Origin of the sequence: Methylocystis sp. B8, from assembly GCF_005771425.1 — a bacterium.
Taxonomy (GTDB): Bacteria; Pseudomonadota; Alphaproteobacteria; order Rhizobiales; family Beijerinckiaceae; genus Methylocystis.
On record NZ_VBTZ01000002.1, the window covers coordinates 210,646 to 231,098 of the forward strand.

The following is a 20,453-nucleotide window of genomic DNA, read 5'->3' on the forward strand; positions in this document are numbered from 1 at the left end:
GCCGGGAAAAGATTTGAAGCCGACCGAACACTCGCTCATCGACCGCGCCAAGGTCTTCATCGCGCCTCTCGACGCCGAGAAGGCGGAAGAGGCGCTCGCGCGCGTTCTCGAGAAGGACGGCGCAGGCGATGGGGCGCTCGCCGCGCTGTTGCAGGAACGGCCGCAAGCGCGCGACCTGCTGCTCGGCGCATTGGGCTCATCGCCCTATCTGACGGACCTTGCCGCCCGCGATCCCGCGCGGCTTACGCGCATCCTCAAAAACGATCCCGCCCGGCGCATCGAAGCCCTCATCCAGTCGACGCGAAACATCGAAACCGACGACGAAGCAGAACTGATGCGCCTGCTGCGACTCACGAAGCAGGAAGCCGCGCTCGTCATCGCGCTCGCCGATCTTGCCAAAGTCTGGGACATGCCGGAGGCGACGCGCGCGCTCACGCGGATCGCCGACGCCACGCTCTCCGCCGCCGTTCGCTTCACGCTGCGCGCCGCTGCGTTTGCGGGCAAAATCGAACTCGCCGACCAGCGTGATCCCGAACGCGGCTCAGGTTGGATCTTTCTCGGCATGGGAAAGGGCGGCGCGTTCGAACTCAATTACTCTTCTGACATCGACCTCATTGTCTTCTTCGACCGTTCGCGCGCGCGCCTCGCCGACCCAGCGGCGGACGTCGATCTCTTCGTCAGACTGACGAAGCGGATCGTCAAAATCATGAGCGAGCGCACCGCCGAGGGCTATGTGTTTCGTACCGATTTGCGGCTGCGTCCCGATCCAGGCGCGACGCCGATCGCCATCCCGCTCGAAGCGGCGCTCTCCTATTACGAAAGCATGGGCCAGAACTGGGAGCGCGCCGCCTACATCAAGGCGCGTCCGGTCGCTGGCGACATATACGCCGGCGAGCAATTCCTGCAGGAACTCGCGCCCTTTGTTTGGCGCAAATATTTCGACTTCGCCGCGATCGCCGACGTGCATTCGATCAAGCGGCAGATTCACGCGCATAAGGGCCACGGCAAGATCGCCGTCGTCGGCCACAATATTAAACTTGGACGCGGCGGCGTTCGCGAGATCGAGTTCTTCGTTCAGACGCAGCAGCTCATCACCGGCGGCCGCGATCGGCGCCTGCGCGGACGCGAGACGCTCGCGATGCTCGACCAACTCGTCGAGAGCGGCTGGGTGGCGCCGCAGGCGCGCGACGATCTGCGCGAAGCCTATCTCTTCCTGCGCGATGTCGAGCATCGCATTCAGATGGTCGCAGACGAGCAGAAACATACTTTGCCCGAAACTGAAGACGGCGTCGCCGTCATCGGCCGCATGATGGGTTTTGCCTGCTACGCCGATTTCGCCGAGGCGCTGTTGAAGCGGCTCGATCTCGTGCAGAGCCATTATGCGAAGCTTTTCGAAAGCGCGCCGCAGCTCACCTCGTCCGCCGGCAATCTCGTCTTCACCGGCGACGATGATGATCCGGGCACGATCGAAACGCTCGCCAATATGGGTTTCGCCAACCCGAAGACAGTGACGGCGACGATTCGCGGCTGGCATTTCGGCCGCTACGCCGCGACGCGTTCGACGATCGCGCGCGAGCGCCTCACCGAACTCACGCCAGTCTTGCTCGAAGCGCTCGCCGCGACAGAGAACGCCGACGCCGCCTTTCTCGCCTTCGACAAGCTCATCGCGAAACTGCCCGCCGGCGTGCAGCTCTTTTCGCTTTTAGTTTCGCAGCCGAGCCTTCTCAATTTGCTCGCCGCGATCATGGGCGCGGCGCCCAAGCTCGCTGAGACCATCTCGCGCCGCCCGCGCGTATTGGACGCGCTGCTCGAGCCGGCGTTTTTCGAGACCGTGCCCTCGCAGGCGGAGCTCGATCAGCGACTCGCCGCGCAGTTCTCGGAGGCGCGCTCTTATGAAGATGCGCTCGACCGCGCGCGCATCTTCGGACAGGAACAGAAATTCCTCATCGGCGTGCGCATCCTGACGGGCTCCATGTCGGTCGCAGAGGCCGGTCTCGCCTATACGCGCCTCGCCGAGACGGTCATAGCCCAACTCTTCGCGCGCGTGTGCGAGGAATTCGCAAGGACGCATGGAACAATCGAGGGCGGCGCTGCGGCGGTGATCGCTATGGGCAAGCTCGGCGGATGCGAAATGACCGCAGCATCAGATCTCGATCTGATGCTGCTCTACGACGCGGACCCCATGGCGGAATCGAAAGGCGGCGAGCGCCCCATTTCAACGCAACAATATTACGGCCGCCTCACCCAGAGGCTGATCAGCGCCCTTTCCGCTCCCACGGCTGAGGGGCTGCTTTACGAAGTCGATTTTCGCTTGCGGCCTTCAGGCAACAGCGGGCCGATCGCCGTGAGCCTTAAAGCCTTCTCAGACTATCAGGCTCACGAGGCGTGGACCTGGGAACATATGGCCTTGACCCGCGCCCGCGTCATCGCGGGTCCTGAAGCGTTCGCAAGCCGAGTCGATGCGGCGATCCGCGCAGCGCTGACGAGGCCCTGCGACGCACAGAAATTGAAGGACGACGTGTTGGCCATGCGCCGCCGGCTCGAAAAGGAAAAGGGGTCGGGAAGTCCATGGGAGGTCAAGCAGGTCCCCGGCGGGCTCGTCGACATCGAATTCATTGCGCAATATCTGATGCTGCTTCATGGCCCGCAGCATCCTGAGCTTTTCTCCACCACCACCACGATCGCCCTACAGCATCTCAAAGACGCCGGCTTTCTCGACGCGGGCGCTGCGGAGGCGTTGGCGGACGCCTCGAAGCTCTATCAGGGACTGACGCAACTGCTACGGCTGGCGATCGATGACGTGTTCCGTCCCGCCGACGCGCCGCGTGGGCTGACGGAGCTGCTGCTGCGCGTCGGTGACGCGCCCGATCTTTCCAACCTCGAAGCCCTGCTCGCCGATACGCAGAAAAAGACCCGGGAAATATTCACGAGCGTCGTTGGCGAAGTCGCCGAGCGCCCGGTTTCAGCTTGACCGGGAGTTGCAGAACCAGCCGCTCGGGCATAGATACGCCGGATTCCTCGCGCAGGACCTTCCCCCTCGGCGGCGACGGTCGCTTTTCAGGCCGTTCGGCCTCTTTTTTGGAGCACATCATGTCCCACGCCCGCAAGAATGCGCGTTCTCTCGCTCGCGCCGCGCTTGGAGCGACCGGACTCGCCGCCCTGCTGGCGATGAGCGCCGGCGGCGCCGCGGCGGCCGCGGCGAAAGTTCTCGCCAAGGTGAATGGCGTCGAGATCACCGACGAAGACCTAAAGCTCGCTATGGACGATCTCGGCCCCGCGATCCCGCGCCAGCTCGAAGGAAAAGCGCGCGACACTTATGTGCTCGACTTCCTCATCGATGAGCAACTCGTCGTGCAAAAGGCGCAGGCAGACAAGCTCGCCGAGACGCCGGAATTCGCCAAGAAGCTCGCCTATCTGCGTGACAAGGCGCTGATGGAGACGCTGCTTGGTGACGTCGCCCAAAAATCGGCGACCGAAGCGGCGATCAAGCAGACCTATGATGAGGCGGCGAAGAATCAGAAGCCTGAAACGGAATATCACGCCCATCATATTCTGGTGCCGACCGAAGATGAGGCGAAGGCCGCGCTGAAACGCATCAAGGCCGGCGAGGACTTCGGCAAGGTCGCGACGGAACTGTCGAAAGATCCCGGAGCCAAGGGCGGCGATCTCGGCTGGTTTACAAAGGATCGGATGGTGCCGGAGTTTGCCGAGGCGGCGGCGAAGATGGAGCCAGGTCAGGTCTCAGAGCCGGTCAAGACGCAATTCGGCTGGCACATCATCAAGCTCGACGAGAAGCGCCCGAAAACCTTCCCGCCGCTCGATCAGGTCAAGGACCAGGTCGCCCGCTATGTGGTGCAGAAGGCGCAGAGCGAACTCGTCATGAAGCTGCGCGAAGGCTCGAAGATCGAGCGCTCCGACCAGCCAGGCGAGGGCTCGCCGGGCGCGAAGCCCGCGGAAGGCGCCAAGCCCGCCGAAGCGCCGAAGAAGAAGTAAGCGACGCCCGCCCGCGCCCGCGGGCGAGAGCCAAAGCCTGTTCGTGAATCATTTGTTCGCGAACAGGCTGTGGTGTTTTTGAATTGATGCATTTTTGTCGCCGAACCGGCTTCGGCGGAAAATGCTCTAAATATCGAATTAGCTCTCGTAGAATGCGTTCGTCACATTGTCGATCGCCGGAAAAATGTTCTCATTGGCTTTGCTGACCGCGAAATCAATTCCAAAATGCTTCGCGCCGAGGCGTTTAAGAGGGCTGAAAAATCCCGAAGTGGCGTCTTTCAGGTCGTTATCCACGAGCGCGCCGACGACCGTTTCCGCCCGCCGCCGGATAGCCGCCCGCAACGCGCTCCGAACTTCCGGCTGACTGAATACCTGCGGCTTTGGCAAGTCCGCTTCGTCGATTTTGATTTCCCGGCTTAGTGGCTCGGTGAGAGGAATGATGGGCAAACCATATTCCTCGCCAGCGTCCGTCGCATATGTCTTTATGGCTCCTGTCTTGATGTCGCGCACGAGCCACTTGTCCCGCCGCTCCTGAGGGAATTCGCTAAAGAGAGGATTGCTGACGGGCAACGCGAAATTCGCGCGAAAGAAGGCCTGTGCGTTGCGACGTCCCAGCAGATAATCATGCCTGCGGAAGGATTGATGCAAAAAACCGCCGAAGCCGCCCAAGACGCCGCAAGCGATGGGATAGAGCTTCGAATCTGGGTTCGCGTTTGACTCCCTTTCGGGCGCGATCATGTATCGGGAATACACATTCTCATTCTGGACGAGCTCCAGTTCCGCCGGCTTGAAGCGCGCCTGGTCGATAAGCGTCGAAAGAAGGCGCGGGACGACTTCGACTAATTTCTCGCCGCGGCTTTCATGGGTGGTCTTCTGATAATTCGGAAACGGCGATATGAGGATGACGGATTTGGTCGCTTTGTCGCCTGCGCGCTCGTTTTTTCCCCCGGCGCCGGCGAGATAGCGTCTCACAAGCTCCAACGGCTCATTGTCGATCGTGCCGCCGTCGACGGAAACGAAAGCGTATGGCTTGACAGTCTTCACCCAATCGTCGGGACAGACGGTCGTGAAGCCGCCGTCTCTCTCGAATCCGACGCGGTCGCTGTGCCAATAGTCGGTCGACGGACGCTCGATATAGCGCGGCGCAAGCCCCATCGGAAAGGCTCCGGTCGCCTTGGCGCCGGTTCGAAACAGATCCCATCCGTCGCCGACGGTATTTCGAATATCGAGAGGCAACGCGGCGTCGACGGCTCGAGGCTCGACGCCAATATTGAAATCGAGATAATCGCCGTGATTAAGCATGCCGTAGCGACGGGGATCATTCGTGCCGAAGAGTTGGAACGAATATGGCACGCCGCGCAGATTGGTCAGCGTGAGCATGACTCTTAAGGTTCGTTCGTCGCCGCGCCCGACCCAATTTGGCTGCCGCAATTCTCCCGACAGATTGAAGGCGTTGGCGACAATTTCGTCGATCACGTCGCAGCAAAGCGCCGATTTCACGCCCGCCGACGCTTTGACGCCATCGAGGTCGGTCGTTTCGAGCAATCGCATGATGTCTATGTCTCGCACCCAGCTCGAATAGAGGCGATTGCGCGTATCGGGCGGAACGGGCTTGTCCGGCCAGACATGTTCGAGTCGACGAAATGTATGTAGCGCGGCGATTGCGGCGGTCATTCCGCCTGCCGACGCGCCGGCCATGACCGGAATACGTACATTGTGAGTGGGGCCGTCCCAATCGGCTCGTCCCTTCGCTTCCTCGTATGCGTCGAGCGCCTCGATCAGAAAATCCATCACGCCGGCCGAATAGGCCCCCGCCGATATCGCGCCGGACAAGACAAGGCCAATTTCGTAAGTCGGACTCATAATCGTCAATCCTCAAATCAATCCGCAAATAGGCGCGGTTTTCCAATACAGTCCGAGGTTATGACAAACATGCGAAAGCTTGCGCGCTTGGCGCAAGATTGCGCTGAAAATCCCTTTCCCTTATGAGCCGCCTTGACGCCGGCGGTCCGCCCCGTCAAACCGCGCAGCGCCGCTTCATCCTTAAAAGGTCAGATCAATGGCTCATGACGTCCCGGTCTCGCCGCTTGCGCCGAAATCCCCGCCCGAAATTCCGCCGCTCGAGGGCGTGCGCCTCGCCGTCGGCTCTGCTGGCGTACGCTATGCCGGACGCACCGACGTGATGCTGGCCTTGCTCGATACAGGAACGACAGTCGCGGGCGTCTTCACCAAATCCAAATGTCCGTCAGCGCCGGTGGACTGGTGCCGCGACAAGTTAAAGGGCGGCAAGGCGCGCGCGCTTCTGGTCAATTCCGGAAACGCCAACGCCTTTACCGGCAAGACCGGCGCGCAGGCGGTCAAATTCTCGGCGAAGCTCGCCGCGGCCGCGACGGGGGCGCCAGAACGCCAGATTTTCCTCGCCTCCACAGGCGTCATCGGCGAACCGCTCGACGCGCATAAGTTCGATGGCCTGCTCGACAGGCTCGTTGAAGAAGCGCGGCCGGACGGCTGGCTGGACGCCGCGCGCGCCATCATGACCACCGACACCTATCCGAAGCTTTCAACGCGCACCGCGATGATCGCTGGCGTCGAAGTGACGATCAGCGGCATCGCCAAAGGCGCTGGAATGATCGCGCCGGACATGGCGACGATGCTCGCCTTCGTGTTCACCGACGCCGCAATCGATGCAGAAGCGCTGCAGGCGATGCTCGACAGCGGCGCCAAGGGCAGCTTCAACGCCATCACCGTCGACGGCGACACGTCGACCTCCGACACGCTGCTGCTCTTTGCGACGGGCGCGGCGAAGAAACGCGGCGCGCCGAAGATCGAAAAGGTGAGCGACAAGCGCCTCGCTGAATTCAAGCGCGCGCTCGACGCCGTGTTGCTTGATCTCGCTCATCAGGTGGTGAAGGACGGCGAAGGCGCGCGTAAATTCGTCGAAGTGACGGTGACAGGCGCCGACAACGCCAAGGCGGCGAAGCGCGTCGCCTTCTCCATCGCCAATTCGCCGCTCGTGAAAACTGCAATCGCGGGCGAGGACGCGAACTGGGGCCGCATCGTCATGGCGGTCGGCAAGGCCGGCGAGAAGGCGGATCGCGACAGGCTCGCGATCTGGTTCGGTGGCGTGCGCGTCGCCCACAAGGGGCTGCGCGATCCCGATTATGACGAAGCTGAAGTTTCGCAGATCATGAAGCGCGACGAGATCGTCATCAATGTCGATCTTGGACTCGGCAAGGGCGCAGCGACGGTGTGGACCTGCGACCTCACCAAGGACTATGTCGCAATCAATGGCGACTATCGAAGCTGATCCGCCGAATGATGCTCCCGAACGCGGTTCACGCCGCGATCTTCGATATGGACGGCACGCTTCTCGACACTGAGCGGCTTTATCTGCGGGCGATCAGCGAGGCGTGTTCCTCTATGCGATTGGAAGGCGATGACGGCTTCTATCTGCAGATGCTCGGAACGCCCTGGTCGAATTGCTATGCGCTCATGGAGCGCCGCTTTGGCGACGGCTTCGTGCGGGAGCGTTTTGACACGCTGTTCGAAGATCGCTTTGGCGCGCTCACCCGCGACGGCGTTCCCGTTAAGCCCGGAGTGCGCGAACTCCTCGCGCATCTGCGCTCTCGCTCCACGCCGATGGCTGTGGCGACGTCGACGAGCGGCGAGATTGCAAGACGCCATCTCGAGCGCGCCGGCCTTCTTAACTATTTCGCAGCGCAAATAACGGCCGATATGGTGAAGGAAGCAAAGCCGGCGCCCGAAACCTTTGTGAGAGCCGCAGAGGAACTTGATATTGCATCGAAATATTGTCTGGCGCTCGAGGACTCGCCGGCCGGCGTTCGCTCCGCCGCCGCCTCGGGCGCGATGACCATTATGGTGCCCGACATGGCGCCGGCGACAGCCGCGGAACGGTCGGTATGCGTCGCAGTCGTCAGAACCATGTATGACGTGCTAGATTATCTGATCGCCGCCGAACCGGCCTCGCCGGCCTAGCGGGAGGGGGCGTCGGCGCCGGTCAAGGGGTTGCGATCTGCGTTCGTCGTGGAGCGTTGTCGCCATGCGTTGCGTTAAGTTTCTTTTTGTCGCGCCGCTCGCCATGCTTTCAGCATGCAACACCGCGCGCGGCCCCGAGCCGGGCATGGCCTTCGATCCGTCGCAGGCGAATTACATCAGGGCGCCTGGCAAGGGCGTCATTACCGGCGAGGCCTTTCTGCCCGACGGCTTGGGACAATCGAACGTGCGTTACGCCGCGGGCGAAACCGTACGGCTCATACCCGCGACGACCTACGCGCAAGCGCGCATCCAGAAATTCTACGGCTCAGTGAAATTCCTGCCGGTGGCGTCGATTCCGAAGGTCGAGCCCGATACGCAATACGCCTCGCTGACGCGTACGACGACGACAGAATCAAACGGGCGCTTCACCTTCGAGAATGTCGCGCCAGGACGCTACTACCTCACCACGCAGCTCATATGGACGCCCAAAGACTCGGCTACGCCTGAAGGGGGCGCGATGTATGAGGAAGTGACGCTCACCGGCAAGGAAAAAGGCCCTGTCAAAGTCGTTCTCTCCGGCAATTGAGCGTACCCATGAATTTGTTGCTTGTCGTTGCGGCGGCGCTCGTCGACGCTGACAATCGTGTGCTCATCGCGCAGCGGCCTGAAGGCAAAACGCTTGCGGGTCTATGGGAATTTCCCGGCGGCAAGATTCATCCCGGCGAGCGGCCAGAAGATGCGCTCGCGCGCGAACTGGAAGAAGAGCTCGGCGTCCGCGTGTGCGCGCCCTGCCTTGCGCCGCTAACCTTCGCGAGCCACGCCTATGACGACTTCCATCTTCTGATGCCGCTTTACGTCTGCCGTAAGTGGGAGGGTTTTATTTCGCCAACAGAAGGACAGGCGGTGAAATGGGCGCGCGCGCGAGACCTTCGCAACTATCCAATGCCGCCCGCCGATGCGCCGCTGATCGGGCCACTGATTGATCTGCTCGGGTAATCGCAATGCCAAGCTGACCCCGCCAATTCTTTGTGCCATTATGGCCTGATTGGTTGTTTGAGGATTGCCGACAATGGACATTGAAACATGGGGCGGCGGCGTTATTGAGCGCGCTCCCGACCGTCGCGCCCGCTATACGGCAGGGAAGGCCCTGCGCCAGAATGTTTCGCGCGAGTCGCTCGCGGACTTCATGCCCGCCCCAAACCGAAACGCGGCGGCGATCATCGCCGAGACCGAGCGCGATCGGATACAATTCTTACTTCCGCTTCGCCGCAAATCCATGGCGGAGTCGCCGCATGCGTTTCTACGCGGCGCCGCCGACGTCATGGCCGCCGATCTTGCGACGCAGCCAGCGCCGGGAATTCGCGTTCAGGTCTGCGGCGACTGCCATCTGATGAATTTTGGCGCCTTCGTCTCGCCTGAAGGACATGCGCTGTTCGACGTGAACGATTTCGACGAGACGCTGCCGAATGTCGACGTCACGATCGATTTGCGACGGTTCGCGACGAGCGTCGCCGTCGCGGCGCTCGCCGATAAAAGTGAGAGAGCTGCAAGATCAACGGCTCGGGCCGCCATTAAGGCCTATCGCAAGGCTGTGGCGGAGCTCGCGGCCTTGCCGCCGCTCCGCGCCTGGAACACGCGCGTCCCGCTTCGCGATGTCGTCGCGGAACTCCGCAACCGGGTTCTCCCCGACGTTAGACACGCCGCTCAATCGGCGCGTCGGGAGGAAGACGATCATGCTGACGACTTTCCGAAGATTTCGAATGGAGCAAACGGCGACTCGCGAATCGACGATAAGCCGCCGCGGCTCTTCCACTTCGACGAAAGCGTCGCCAACCAATTCGACGTCAATAGGCTGCTTGCCGCCGCATTCGCCAATTTGCTTCCGCATATTGCCTCTTTATTGCGCCGCTACCGTTTATGCGACATTGCCTTCAAGGCCGTTGGCGTTGGCAGCCTGGGAACCTATTGCACGGTCGCGCTGTTCATGAGCCCGGACGATGAGCCGCTGTTCATCCAAGTGAAGGAAGCAAAGCAGTCAGTGCTGGAGCGTTTTGGCGTTGGCGCATGGCCGAGCGCTCAGGCCGAGCGCGTCGTCAGAGGGCAACGCATGATGCAGGCGGCTTCAGACATCTTCCTGGCCCCGATGAGCGACCCGGCTTCCCAGAGAGAGTTCTACATGCGCCAGCTAAAAACTCGCCGTCTGGGCGGGCTCACCGAATTGATGCAACGCCATGATTTGCTGGATTACGCCAAACTGTGCGGGCGCACCTTAGCGCGCGCGCATGCGCGCTCCGTCGACGCAGCGACTCTCGCGGGCTACATGGGGAAGAGCGAAGCATTCGACGACGCGCTCGCGTCCTTTGCGATGCTCTACGCAAAGCAGAATGCGAAGGACTACAAGGCATTTTGCGAGCGGCTAGGCGCTATGCCGAAGCTTCCCTGACCGTCGCGTAGCTCGCCGGGATCGACAGCGTCCAGATCAATCCCTCGGGCGGGAAATTCAGCGTCGCCGTTCCATCGAGCGCCTGGGCGACAAGGCGTTTGATGACCTTGTGGCCGAAACCTTCGCGTGGCGGCATCGCCACCGCCGGACCGCCGCTTTCACGCCACTCGATATTGAGCCGCCCGTCGTCAAAGCGCCATGTCAGCGACACGGCCCCATCGGGTCGTGATAAGCCGCCATAGCTCAGCGCATTCGTCGCGAGCTCATGCAAGGCAAGGCCGATGTTCTGCGCGGCCTCGGGTTTGAGCATGATTATCGGTCCGTCGATCTTGGCGCGCGCCGGCAGGTCGCCCCGCGCCACATCCATGCAATAGGCGAGCTGAGCGCGCACCAATTCGCGCATCGAGGCGCCGCGCCAGTCCTGCGACACGAGCAAATCATGCGCCATCGACAGCGCCTGCAGCCGCGCGGCGAATTTGCGCTGAAACTCTTCGAGCGACGGCGAGCCGGCGGCCGTCTGCCGCGACATCGCCTGAACAACGGCGAGCAGATTCTTCGAGCGATGCACGAGTTCGCGCAGCAGAACGCGCACATGCTGCTCGCGCTGCTTGCGCGGCGTGATGTCGCGCGCGGTGCCGAGAATGCGCACCGCCCTGCCGTCCTCGAAAAAGGTGCGGCCGCGCACCGAGACCCAGCGCTCGATGCGGTCGGTCTGACCGATCACGCGATATTCAATCTCGTAATCGCCTTCGTGAGTAGGATCGAGCGCGACGCCGACCGCCTCCTTGGTGCGCTTCTTGTCCTGCGGATGCAACGCGCTGCGGAAAATCTCGAAGCTTGCCGGAACGCCCTCGGGCAGTCCCCATAGGCGGCGCACGCGTTCGTCGATATGCACCTCGCCGGTAAGGAGGTTCCAATCCCAGATGCCAGTGCGCCCCGCGTCGAGCGCGAGCTGCATCCGCTCCAGAGCAAAGGCCTGCTCGTCGCAGAAGGACCGCGCGGAGCGCGCGTCATCGGTTTCTGGGCGAATTTCCGTATCGGTCACTCGGCGCCTATCGTCGGTTGGGAGCCCCGCAGCATACTCCCGGACGGGTCCGGACGCGAGGGCTAGATATCGACGAGCTCCGCCGCGAAGGCGGCGCGTTCCTGGATGAAGGCGAAGCGCGCTTCCGCCCTGTTTCCCATCAGCCGCTCGACGCAATCGGCGGTCTCCTCACGATCTTCCGGTTCGACGACGACCTTAAGGAGGGTGCGCTTCGTCGGATCCATCGTCGTTTCCTTGAGCTGAGCCGCGCTCATCTCGCCGAGCCCCTTGAAGCGGCTCGTCTCGATCTTTCCTTTGCCGGTCAATTCCTTGGCGATCAGCTCGTCGCGATGCTCATTGTCGCGCGCATAGACGGTCTTGGCGCCCTGCGTCAGCTTATAGAGCGGCGGTTGCGCGAGATAGAGATGCCCGTTCTCGATGAGCCGCGGCATCTGCCGATAGAAAAAAGTGATGAGCAGCGACGCGATATGGGCGCCGTCGACGTCGGCGTCGGTCATCACGATCACCTTCTCGTAGCGCAGATCCTCATCGCGGTAATGCGCGCCCAATCCGCAGCCGAGCGCCTGAGTCAGATCGGCGAGCTGCTGATTGGCGAGGAGCTTGTCTTTCGTCGCCGAGGCGACGTTGAGAATCTTGCCGCGCAACGGCAAAATCGCCTGCGTTGCGCGGTTGCGCCCCTCCTTCGCAGAGCCGCCGGCTGAGTCGCCTTCGACGATGAACAGTTCTGAGCCCTGCGCCGAATTATTCGTGCAGTCGACGAGCTTGCCGGGCAGACGCAGTTTGCGGGTCGCCGTCTTGCGGGCGATGTCCTTCTCGGCGCGCCGGCGCTGACGCTCCTCGGCGCGCTCCACGGCGAAATCTAAGAGCTTATTGGCCTGTGACGGCGCGCCGGCGAGCCAGTGGTCGAAGGCGTCGCGCACCGCGCTCTCGACGATGCGCGAAGCTTCGACGCTCATCAGCCGGCTTTTGTTTTGGCCCTGAAACTCCGGCTCGCGGATGAAGACGGAGATCATCGCGGCCGACTGGCCCATGAGATCGTCGGCGGCGATGTCCTTGGCGCGCTTCGCCTGTCCGACGCGCTCGGCGTGATCCTTGAGCGCCTTCAACAGCGCGGCGCGAAATCCCGCTTCATGCGTGCCGCCGTCCGGCGTCGGAATGGTGTTGCAATAAGAGTGAACGAAACCGTCGTCCTCGGCGAGCCAAGAAACCGCCCATTCAAGCGAACCGTGACCGCCTTCCTTCGTGATCTTGCCGACGAAGGGCTGGTCGGTGACGAACTCCTTGCCGTGGATTTCGCGCGCCAGATAATCCTTCAGCCCGCCAGGAAAGCGCAGCACCGCCTCATGCGGCGTATCGGCGCCTGGCTCGATCAGCGAAGGATCGCAGCGCCAGCGGATCTCGACGCCGCCGAAGAGATAGGCTTTGGAGCGCGACATGCGGAAGAGTCGCGCCGGCTTCCAATGCGCATTCGCGCCGAAAATCTGCGCATCGGGCTTGAAGCGCACCTTGGTGCCGCGCCGATTGGCGATACGCCCGAGCGATTTAAGCTTGCCGAGCGGTTCTCCGCGCGAAAACTCCTGCCGGTAAAGTTCGCCGCCTGTCGCGACTTCGACTTCGAGCTTTTCCGACAGCGCATTGACGACAGAAACGCCGACGCCATGCAGACCGCCTGAGGTCTGATAGGCGCCTGAATCGAATTTGCCGCCGGCGTGGAGCGTCGTCATCACCACTTCCAGCGCCGATTTCTTGGGAAACTTCGGATGCGGATCGACGGGAATGCCGCGGCCATTGTCGATGACGGTGAGCCAGCCTCCTGTTTCCAGCGTCACTTCGATGAAGGTCGCATGGCCGGCCACGGCCTCGTCCATGGCGTTGTCCAGCACCTCGGCGAAGAGATGATGCATCGCCGCTTCGTCGGTGCCGCCGATATACATGCCGGGGCGCCGGCGGACGGGCTCGAGCCCCTCCAGCACTTCGATCGAGGCGGCCGAATATTCAGCCGGACCTCGTTTTGCGGCGGGTTTCGCTGCGGGCGCCTTGCGCGCCGCGCCGCTGAAAAGATCGGGTTTTGAAGCCATGGGCGATATTAGCGTGATTCGGGATCGGGTAGGCCGGTCGAGCGCAGCCGTTTCGCCGCGGCCGACACATGGCCTTCACAAAAAAGGCAGATGCCGCTTTGACTTGTCGCATAGGCGACACTGGGGCATGCTCTGGCCCGACTGAATACTCTCCTAAGGATTATCGCTCAATCGAAAAATTTGGAGCCTTCCATGGCGCAGATACAGGAATTGGCGGTCTACGAGGTCGACGTCGCGCCGCCAACCGGCAAAGCCTTCACGCCAGCTTTCTTTGTCGAAAGCACCGCGCCGGAAAATATTGACGATAAGGAGAGCGCTTTACCGACGCCGGACTACTGCAAGCCTTCAACGATCGACCAAATCGTCGAAACATTGGCCAAGCAGCAAAAGCCTAAACTCTTGATCACCGTGCACGGCTTCAATACGCCGCGCGACAGAGTCCTCGAGACCTATCGTAAGTCGTTCGTCGCGGTGAACGAGGACGATGAGCTCCAAGGGCGCGGCGTCGTCTGCGTCGGCTATCGCTGGCCGTCGGAAGCGATGGGAACGCCTTGGCGAACCGGTTTGAACGCCGCTCCATTCTTCTTGCTCGGTATTTTGCTCGCGTCGCTCGCCGCCGTGTATCTGGTGAATTTCCGATTCGAGATATGCGAGTGGGGGAAATTTTGGCGCGTCGCCGTGACCGCCATTACCGCGACGATGGCCGTCATCCCGCTTACGCTGTTTCTGCTGCGGCTCATCGTCTATTTCCGCGACGGCTTCCGCGCGACGAATTACGGCGTGCCGGACCTCGTCAATCTGATCCGTGAGATCGACGACAGATTGGCGCAGAAGCCGAAACCACGGCTCTTCAGGGCGCGCGCCGACGATCTCTCCGCAAGGGTCGACCTTTCCTTTATCGGCCATAGCATGGGCGGCTTCGTCGTCACCAACGCGGTGCGCATTCTGTCCGATGTGTTTTCGCCCGAGGCGATCGCGGCCATGCGCTACGGCGTGGAAATGCCCGGAAGCTATGACGAGAGGAAGCAGCGCGAGCAGAGATCGAAGATCGGCAAGAGTTTTCTGTTGCGCCGCCTGGTGTTGGTCTCGCCCGACATTCCGGCGGAAGTGCTGCTTCTGGGCCGAAGCAATGCCCTGCACTCGTCATTGATCCGCTTTCAGGAGGCGCATCTCTTCTCGAACGAGGGCGATGAAGTCTTGCGCGACATTTCGACGACGGCGAATTTCTTTTCGCTGCCGACGAAGAGCCGCAGGTTTGGCTATCGGCTCGGCAATGTCGGCGTGCTGACCGGATGGGGAATTTCGGAACAGCTCACGCTCGGCAATTTGCGCGTCGGCGCTCGCACGCTGTATCAGCTTTATGCCGAACTCGACGCCGCGCAGTCCGAAGAATCCTTCGCCCAGAGGCTCACCTATTTCGATTGCACCGACAGCATCGACGCCGATGGCTTTGGGGTGGTGACGGATGCGATTACCAGCAAGTCGCCAAATCTGTCCTGGCTCGGACATCTGCATCTGCTTTGGATCTATGTCACGGGCAAGGTCGACGTCCATTCCGGCTACTTCTTGAAGCCGAGCCTCGTGCGTCAGCTTATTTATCGATTTGCGGCGATCGGCTATGGCGATTCTGAAAAGCTCTACGGCGGTCTGTCCGCTTTGAGCGCGCTGTGTGAAGAATATCAGATCAAGGCGCTGAAACCCGGCGAGCGCAGTATCGCCGCCGCTACCACGCAGGACTCCGTCCACGCCGCGTCGCTATGATCGGATTGATCGTCGTATCTTTAAGCGTGCTGCTGCCGCTGGCGCATCTCGCCCTGAGCAAAGTCCCGAGGACTCGCGCGCGCGTCGTTCGCCTGCTGCTGCTTTACGCGCTTGTTTTCGACGTCGGCGTCATCGGCTTGCCGCTCGGCTTCATCCCTCATGTCTTCTTCCCCGATCAAGCCGCGCGAATGATCGGCTGGGCGCCCGGCAGCCCATTCCAATTCGAAGTCGGCGTTCACGACGGCGCTTGGGGCGTTCTCGGCTTTCTGTGTATCTGGATCGGCGGCTCCTTCTGGGTCGCGACCGGGCTTGGATGGTCTTTGTTCATGCTCGGGGCAACGTATGGCCACGTCGTGCAGACGCTTCGGGCGGGCGACTATGCGCCCTATAATTTTTTGACGATTTTTTCCGACGGCTTTGTCGCCCTCTGGCTGCTCCTGCTTCTCTATCTCTATTGGCGCTGGGAGATTTGGAAAGATGATCGCGCCGTGAACGGGTAGCGCCTACCGGGTCATAGCCGGGCAAAGCCGTCAAAGACGGCATCGCTTCGCTCGCCTATGTCCCGGCCATCCACGCCGAGACATTGCGTCGATTCTGCGAGGCATGCGCAACGGCGCCGCGTGGATGCCCCGACAAGCGCGGGCATGACGCGGAGAGATCGCGCTTAAAAAAACTTCTCCCCACCCGCAAAACACAAACAGACAATACGGCCGCGCAAATCCCTCCCCTTTACGGGGAGAGTGGCAAGCGCAGCGAGCCGGGTGGGGTTACGGAGCAACCCCCACCCGATGGCCTTCGGCGATCGACCTCCCCGCAAGGGGGAGTATGCGCAGCGTAACGCGCGCATCGACGCCGTATTGATCCTGCGCTAAGACATTCAGACGGAATCCAAGGAAAAAATGCAACGCTTCTTCCTCGCTCTCGCCGCCGGTTTCGCCTGCGTCTTCCTCGTCGCCGCGCCGGCGCAGGCGGAAAAACTGCGCCTCGCGCTGCAGAAGACCGGAACGCTCGGCTGGGAGCTTGCAGTGATCAAGGCCTTTGGCCTCGACAAGGAGGCGAAGCTCGACATTGACGCAACCGAACTCGCCTCGACTGACGCCGGCAAGATCGCCATTCAGGGCGGCGGCGCCGACATTATCATTTCCGATTGGCTATGGGTCGCGCGCCAGCGCGCAGAGGATCAGAAACTGACTTTCTACCCGCATTCTTCGGCGATCGGCGCGGTAATGACAAAGGACCCCGCGATCAAAAGCGTCAAAGACCTCGCCGGCAAAAAGCTTGGCGTCGCGGGAGGGCCGCTCGACAAGAGCTGGCTCATGCTCAAGGCCTATGCGCTGAAAAACGGCGTCGATCTCGACAAGACCGCGACTGTGCTTTACGGCGCGCCGCCGCTCATCGCTGAAAAGGCGCTGCAGGGCGAGATTGATGCGGCGCTCGAATTCTGGAATTTCGCCGCCGATCTCGAAGCGCAAGGCTTCACGCGCGCCATCGAGCTTACCGATGTCGAGAAGGCGCTCGGCGCGAAGGGCGACGTCGTCGTCACCGGCTATGTTTTTGACGAAGGCTTTGCGGCGAAGAACAAGGACGCGCTCGCGCGGTTCTTCGCAATGACCAAGAAAGCGAAACAGCTGATCGCGACGTCTGACAAAGCCTGGAGCACGGTCATTGCTCAGCGCCTCGGCGGCAAGGACGCCAAGACTCTCGACATCTACCGCAAGCGCTATGTCGCCGGAACGCCGAAGGGCTCGATCGCTGAGCAAGAGGCCGACGCGCGCATGCTCTATGACGCGCTCGCCGCGCTCGGCGGCGAGAAGCTCGTCGGCTCGGGCAAGACGCTCGATCCCGGAACCTTCTATAAGGGCGCTGAGGGCAAGCCGCGTTGATCCGTCTGGTCTCGCTCGCGGCTCTGCTCCTCCTTTGGCAGATCGGCGCGTGGCTCTCCGATCCGCATCGCCTTCCGGGACCCGTGGCGGTCTTCGAGAAAATCTATGAGGAGGCGCTCTCTGGCGCGTTGTTCTCCAATCTTGCAATCACGCTTGCGCGCGTCGTCGCCGCCTTTGCGCTCGCCATGAGTTTCGGCGCGGCGATCGGCTATTTCATGGGCCGCAACAAGCTTGCCGACAGGTTGCTTGATCCGTGGCTCGTTGCGCTGCTCAATCTCCCCGCGCTCGTCGTCATCGTGCTCGCCTATGTTTGGGCTGGTCTCACGGAAGTCGCCGCGATCGGCGCCGTCGCGCTCAACAAGCTCCCGAACGCGATCGTCGTCGTGCGCGAAGGCGCGCGCGCGCTCGATCCGCACCTTGAAGACATGGCGTGGGTCTTCCGCTTTTCGCCTGCCGCACGCTTGAAGCATCTCGTTCTGCCGCAGCTTGCGCCCTATCTTGCGGCAGCGACGCGCTCCGGCCTTTCGCTCGTGTGGAAGATCGTTCTCGTCGTCGAACTGCTCGGGCGCTCGAACGGCGTCGGCTTTGAGATCAACATGGCCTTTCAGCTCTTCGACATGAAGCTTCTGCTCGCTTACGCGCTTCCCTTCGTCGCGCTGATGCTCGGCGTTGAAACTTTTTTGGTGCAACCTCTTGAACGACACGTCTCGCGCTGGCGGCGCGGCGTCTCTCGACGTCTCGATCGCATCTAAGGATTATCATTCCGCAAGCGGACGGCCGCTTCGCGCGCTCGAGGATTTGCGGCTGACGCTGCCCGCGGGAAAGGCGGGCGCGGTCGTCGGCCCTTCCGGTTGCGGCAAGACGACCCTGCTGCGGCTCATCGCCGGCCTCGACAAGGATTTTGTTGGAACGATCGCGCTGCCCGAACACGGGCGACTCGGCATGGCCTTTCAGGAACCGCGGCTTTTGCCCTGGCGCAGCGTCTCCGACAATATTCGCATCGCCGCGCCGCATGTGAGTGAAGCGGAGATCGCCGCGCTTCTCGATGAACTGGGGCTCGCCGAGCATGCGACGCATTTTCCGCGCGAACTCTCTCTCGGCCTCGCCCGGCGTGTGGCGCTCGCCCGCGCCCTCGCCGTCAAGCCGGATCTCCTGCTGCTTGACGAACCGCTCGTTTCGCTCGACGCGGCTCTCGCGCGCGATCTACGCGAGATGATCGCGCGGCTTATCGACGAGCGGCGCATCACGACGCTTATCGTGACTCACGATCTGCGCGAAGCCATTGCGCTTGGCGACAAGCTGTTTCTGTTGTCGGCGCGTCCCGCTCATGTCCTCGCGACGCTCGATGTGCCAACGCCGCGAAGACATCTTGAGAAAGAGGCGGCAGAAATTATTGAGGCGCGGGCGCGAGAAGCGCTGGCGAAAGCGCGCGCTGAGCCGCCACAAAGCAAACAATAGGCGCCGTGTTGTCTCACCAGAGAATATCTTCGCCGCGGTAGTCGAGATAGCGGCGCGTATCGGCGAGCGTTAACGACTCGGCGACCTGAATGATGCCGGCAACGCTGTCGCCAACGTCGAGCGTGGCGTTCGGCCCGCCCATTTCAGTCCGCACTCTACCGGGATGCATCACGACGACGACAACCCCATCGTCCTTTAGGTCAACGGCGAGACATTGCGCGATCTTGTTCAGTCCAGCCTTTGATACGCGATAGGCGACATTGGACGTGCCGTCGAGCGACATCGAGCCCAATCTACTGGTCATCATCACGATGCGCGGACGGGCGCTGCGTTTCACAAGCGGCAAGAAGGCCTGAACGACGCGCAGCGGTCCGAGCGTATTGACCGAAAGAAGATCGAGCGCGCCCTCGAAATCCATGTCGAGCGAAGTTTGCCGCTGAGGCCCATAGGCGCCGGCGTTGGCGATCAGAACATCAATCGGATCTAAGACTTGCTCGGCGGCGGCGCGTATCGCCGCCTCGTCGCGAACATCGAATTGCAGCGTGTTTGCCTGCGGCGCAGCCGCTTTCAGCGCCGCGAGCCCCGCCGCGCTGCGAACGCTCGCGGTCACGCGTTCGCCGCGCGCCGCAAGCTGACGCGCAGCCTCCAGTCCGATGCCGCGGCTCGCGCCGGCGATAAGCCAATGAGACATGTCGCCGCTCACGCGCTCCCAAATCCTGGCCGGCATATTATAGAGCGAGCGATTGCATCGAGCAGGGCGGGCGCACCGCGCGCACCCTATCAGCGAAACGGCGCCTTTCGGCGCCGCATCGTTCATTCACTCATCCAGCGTAGAGTTCGAAGCCGCTACTCAGCCGGCGCATGCGCCGATTCAATGCGCGCGACGCCGTCGCGCACAGCCGCCTGCACCTTCTCGAAGGCGCGCACCTCGATCTGGCGCACGCGCTCGCGCGAAACGCCGAATTCCTCGGAGAGCGTTTCAAGCGTGACCGGATCGTCGGATAAACGCCGCGCCTCGAAGATGCGCCGCTCGCGCGGATTGAGCACGTCAAGGGCGCCGCGCAGCGCCTTCAGGCGATTGTCGCTTTCTTCCTGGGCGACGAGCAGATGCTCCTGATCGACGCTATCGTCGACGAGCCAGTCCTGCCACTCGCCTTCGCCTTCTTCGCGCAACGGCGTGTTGAGCGAAGCGTCGCCGCCCATACGGCGATTCATCTCGATGACGTCCTGCTGAGAAACGCCAAGCCGGTGCGCGATCTTCTCGACGTTCTCAGGCCTGAGGTCGCCCTCCTCGAAAGCGGAGATACGGCTTTTCGCCTTGCGCAGGTTGAAGAATAGCTTCTTCTGGCTCGCCGTGGTGCCCATTTTCACGAGCGACCAGGAGCGCAGAATATATTCTTGAATGGAGGCGCGGATCCACCACATCGCGTAGGTCGCAAGGCGAAAGCCGCGTTCGGGCTCGAAGCGCTTCACGGCCTGCATCAAGCCGACATTGCCTTCCGAAATGATCTCGCCGATCGGCAAGCCGTAGCCGCGATAGCCCATGGCGATCTTGGCCACGAGCCGAAGATGCGACGTGATCAGTTCCTGCGCGGCCTTTGGGTCCTCGTGCTCGCGCCAGCGCTTGGCGAGCATATATTCCTGCTGCGGCTCCAGCATTGGAAACCGCCTGATTTCAGAGAGATAGCGCGATAGGCCGTCTTCTGAGACGATTGGCAAGGCATTCGCCATAAGTCCCTCCTGACGGACCCCCAAGGATGGCGGGCCCGCAAAGCGCGGTCACCAAACGCCGACCG

General features: G+C 62.0%; 17 protein-coding genes. 12 read left to right on the forward strand and 5 right to left on the reverse strand.

Features of this window, described 5'->3' with window-relative positions; all coding sequences use genetic code 11:
• Positions 1 to 13: 13 nt before the first annotated feature.
• Entirely contained in the window at positions 14 to 2,971 is a 2,958-nt protein-coding gene (locus FEV16_RS05900; RefSeq protein ID WP_138166710.1) for a bifunctional [glutamine synthetase] adenylyltransferase/[glutamine synthetase]-adenylyl-L-tyrosine phosphorylase, read from the forward strand.
• A 119-nt stretch (positions 2,972 to 3,090) separates the two neighbouring features.
• On the forward strand, positions 3,091 to 3,993 hold the full coding sequence (locus FEV16_RS05905) for a peptidylprolyl isomerase (protein ID WP_138166711.1): 903 nt from the start codon (positions 3,091 to 3,093) through the stop codon (positions 3,991 to 3,993).
• A gap of 138 nt (positions 3,994 to 4,131) precedes the next feature.
• Here the strand turns inward: FEV16_RS05905 and FEV16_RS05910 are convergent, their stop codons facing one another.
• Positions 4,132 to 5,856, reverse strand: coding sequence for a patatin-like phospholipase family protein (locus FEV16_RS05910; protein WP_138166712.1), 1,725 nt, complete (start codon positions 5,854 to 5,856; stop codon positions 4,132 to 4,134).
• A gap of 196 nt (positions 5,857 to 6,052) precedes the next feature.
• Here FEV16_RS05910 and argJ point away from each other — a divergent pair, with 196 nt between their 5' ends.
• The 5 genes from argJ (at position 6,053) to FEV16_RS05935 (ending at position 10,432) form a co-directional block, all read left to right on the forward strand.
• On the forward strand, positions 6,053 to 7,300 hold the full coding sequence (argJ, locus tag FEV16_RS05915) for a bifunctional glutamate N-acetyltransferase/amino-acid acetyltransferase ArgJ (protein WP_138166713.1): 1,248 nt from the start codon (positions 6,053 to 6,055) through the stop codon (positions 7,298 to 7,300).
• 8 nt (positions 7,301 to 7,308) lie between these two features.
• Positions 7,309 to 7,989, forward strand: coding sequence for an HAD family phosphatase (locus FEV16_RS05920; RefSeq protein WP_138166714.1), 681 nt, complete (start codon positions 7,309 to 7,311; stop codon positions 7,987 to 7,989).
• 64 nt (positions 7,990 to 8,053) lie between these two features.
• Complete coding sequence (locus FEV16_RS05925; protein WP_138166715.1) at positions 8,054 to 8,575, forward strand: carboxypeptidase-like regulatory domain-containing protein; 522 nt, start codon at positions 8,054 to 8,056, stop codon at positions 8,573 to 8,575.
• Positions 8,576 to 8,583: 8 nt separating this feature from the next.
• A complete protein-coding gene (locus FEV16_RS05930) occupies positions 8,584 to 8,985 on the forward strand; it encodes a (deoxy)nucleoside triphosphate pyrophosphohydrolase (protein WP_171015142.1) in 402 nt (133 codons plus the stop codon).
• Positions 8,986 to 9,058: 73 nt separating this feature from the next.
• Entirely contained in the window at positions 9,059 to 10,432 is a 1,374-nt protein-coding gene (locus FEV16_RS05935) for a DUF2252 domain-containing protein (RefSeq protein WP_138166716.1), read from the forward strand.
• On the opposite strand, the gene FEV16_RS05940 is transcribed toward FEV16_RS05935, so the two are convergent.
• Positions 10,413 to 11,477: a sensor histidine kinase gene (locus tag FEV16_RS05940; RefSeq protein ID WP_138166717.1), complete on the reverse strand. Its 1,065-nt coding sequence runs from the start codon at positions 11,475 to 11,477 to the stop codon at positions 10,413 to 10,415. The two genes, FEV16_RS05935 and FEV16_RS05940, sit on opposite strands and share 20 nt — an antisense overlap.
• Positions 11,478 to 11,539: 62 nt before the next feature.
• The gene (parE, locus tag FEV16_RS05945) at positions 11,540 to 13,555 is read right to left on the reverse strand and encodes a DNA topoisomerase IV subunit B (protein ID WP_138166718.1); all 2,016 of its coding nucleotides are present in this window, start codon (positions 13,553 to 13,555) and stop codon (positions 11,540 to 11,542) included.
• Positions 13,556 to 13,747: 192 nt separating this feature from the next.
• On the opposite strand from parE, the gene FEV16_RS05950 reads away from it, so the two are divergent.
• The 5 genes from FEV16_RS05950 to FEV16_RS05970 all read left to right on the forward strand — a co-directional run bounded on the left by FEV16_RS05950 (position 13,748) and on the right by FEV16_RS05970 (position 18,657).
• Positions 13,748 to 15,316, forward strand: coding sequence for an alpha/beta hydrolase (locus FEV16_RS05950; protein ID WP_138166719.1), 1,569 nt, complete (start codon positions 13,748 to 13,750; stop codon positions 15,314 to 15,316).
• Positions 15,313 to 15,816 (forward strand): DUF6790 family protein, encoded by a 504-nt coding sequence (locus tag FEV16_RS05955; RefSeq protein WP_138166720.1) that lies wholly within the window; start codon positions 15,313 to 15,315, stop codon positions 15,814 to 15,816. The genes FEV16_RS05950 and FEV16_RS05955 overlap by 4 nt, the downstream gene beginning before the upstream one ends.
• Before the next feature lie 399 nt (positions 15,817 to 16,215).
• Positions 16,216 to 17,199 carry an ABC transporter substrate-binding protein gene (locus FEV16_RS05960; RefSeq protein ID WP_138166721.1) on the forward strand — a complete coding sequence of 328 codons (984 nt, stop codon included), beginning with the start codon at positions 16,216 to 16,218 and terminating at the stop codon, positions 17,197 to 17,199.
• The gene (locus FEV16_RS05965) at positions 17,196 to 17,951 is read left to right on the forward strand and encodes an ABC transporter permease (RefSeq protein ID WP_138166722.1); all 756 of its coding nucleotides are present in this window, start codon (positions 17,196 to 17,198) and stop codon (positions 17,949 to 17,951) included. The genes FEV16_RS05960 and FEV16_RS05965 overlap by 4 nt, the downstream gene beginning before the upstream one ends.
• Positions 17,893 to 18,657: an ATP-binding cassette domain-containing protein gene (locus FEV16_RS05970; RefSeq protein ID WP_138166723.1), complete on the forward strand. Its 765-nt coding sequence runs from the start codon at positions 17,893 to 17,895 to the stop codon at positions 18,655 to 18,657. The genes FEV16_RS05965 and FEV16_RS05970 overlap by 59 nt, the downstream gene beginning before the upstream one ends.
• A gap of 13 nt (positions 18,658 to 18,670) precedes the next feature.
• Here FEV16_RS05970 and FEV16_RS05975 read toward each other — a convergent pair whose 3' ends face one another.
• Positions 18,671 to 19,348, reverse strand: a complete 678-nt coding sequence (locus FEV16_RS05975; protein ID WP_138166724.1) for an SDR family oxidoreductase — start codon at positions 19,346 to 19,348, stop codon at positions 18,671 to 18,673.
• Between the two features lie 155 nt (positions 19,349 to 19,503).
• Positions 19,504 to 20,388, reverse strand: coding sequence for an RNA polymerase sigma factor RpoH (gene rpoH / locus FEV16_RS05980; RefSeq protein WP_138166725.1), 885 nt, complete (start codon positions 20,386 to 20,388; stop codon positions 19,504 to 19,506).
• Between the last annotated feature and the right edge of the window lie 65 nt (positions 20,389 to 20,453).

Bases quoted from the DNA above. Each gene is read 5' to 3' on its own strand.
- FEV16_RS05905 (WP_138166711.1), top strand. From the start codon at position 3,091: ATGTCCCACGCCCGCAAGAATGCGCGTTCTCTCGCTCGCGCCGCGCTT.
- FEV16_RS05910 (WP_138166712.1), bottom strand. From the start codon at position 5,856: ATGAGTCCGACTTACGAAATTGGCCTTGTCTTGTCCGGCGCGATATCG.
- argJ (WP_138166713.1), top strand. From the start codon at position 6,053: ATGGCTCATGACGTCCCGGTCTCGCCGCTTGCGCCGAAATCCCCGCCC.
- FEV16_RS05920 (WP_138166714.1), top strand. From the start codon at position 7,309: ATGATGCTCCCGAACGCGGTTCACGCCGCGATCTTCGATATGGACGGC.
- FEV16_RS05925 (WP_138166715.1), top strand. From the start codon at position 8,054: ATGCGTTGCGTTAAGTTTCTTTTTGTCGCGCCGCTCGCCATGCTTTCA.
- FEV16_RS05930 (WP_171015142.1), top strand. From the start codon at position 8,584: ATGAATTTGTTGCTTGTCGTTGCGGCGGCGCTCGTCGACGCTGACAAT.
- FEV16_RS05935 (WP_138166716.1), top strand. From the start codon at position 9,059: ATGGACATTGAAACATGGGGCGGCGGCGTTATTGAGCGCGCTCCCGAC.
- parE (WP_138166718.1), bottom strand. From the start codon at position 13,555: ATGGCTTCAAAACCCGATCTTTTCAGCGGCGCGGCGCGCAAGGCGCCC.
- FEV16_RS05950 (WP_138166719.1), top strand. From the start codon at position 13,748: ATGGCGCAGATACAGGAATTGGCGGTCTACGAGGTCGACGTCGCGCCG.
- FEV16_RS05955 (WP_138166720.1), top strand. From the start codon at position 15,313: ATGATCGGATTGATCGTCGTATCTTTAAGCGTGCTGCTGCCGCTGGCG.
- FEV16_RS05960 (WP_138166721.1), top strand. From the start codon at position 16,216: ATGCAACGCTTCTTCCTCGCTCTCGCCGCCGGTTTCGCCTGCGTCTTC.
- FEV16_RS05975 (WP_138166724.1), bottom strand. From the start codon at position 19,348: ATGTCTCATTGGCTTATCGCCGGCGCGAGCCGCGGCATCGGACTGGAG.
- rpoH (WP_138166725.1), bottom strand. From the start codon at position 20,388: ATGGCGAATGCCTTGCCAATCGTCTCAGAAGACGGCCTATCGCGCTAT.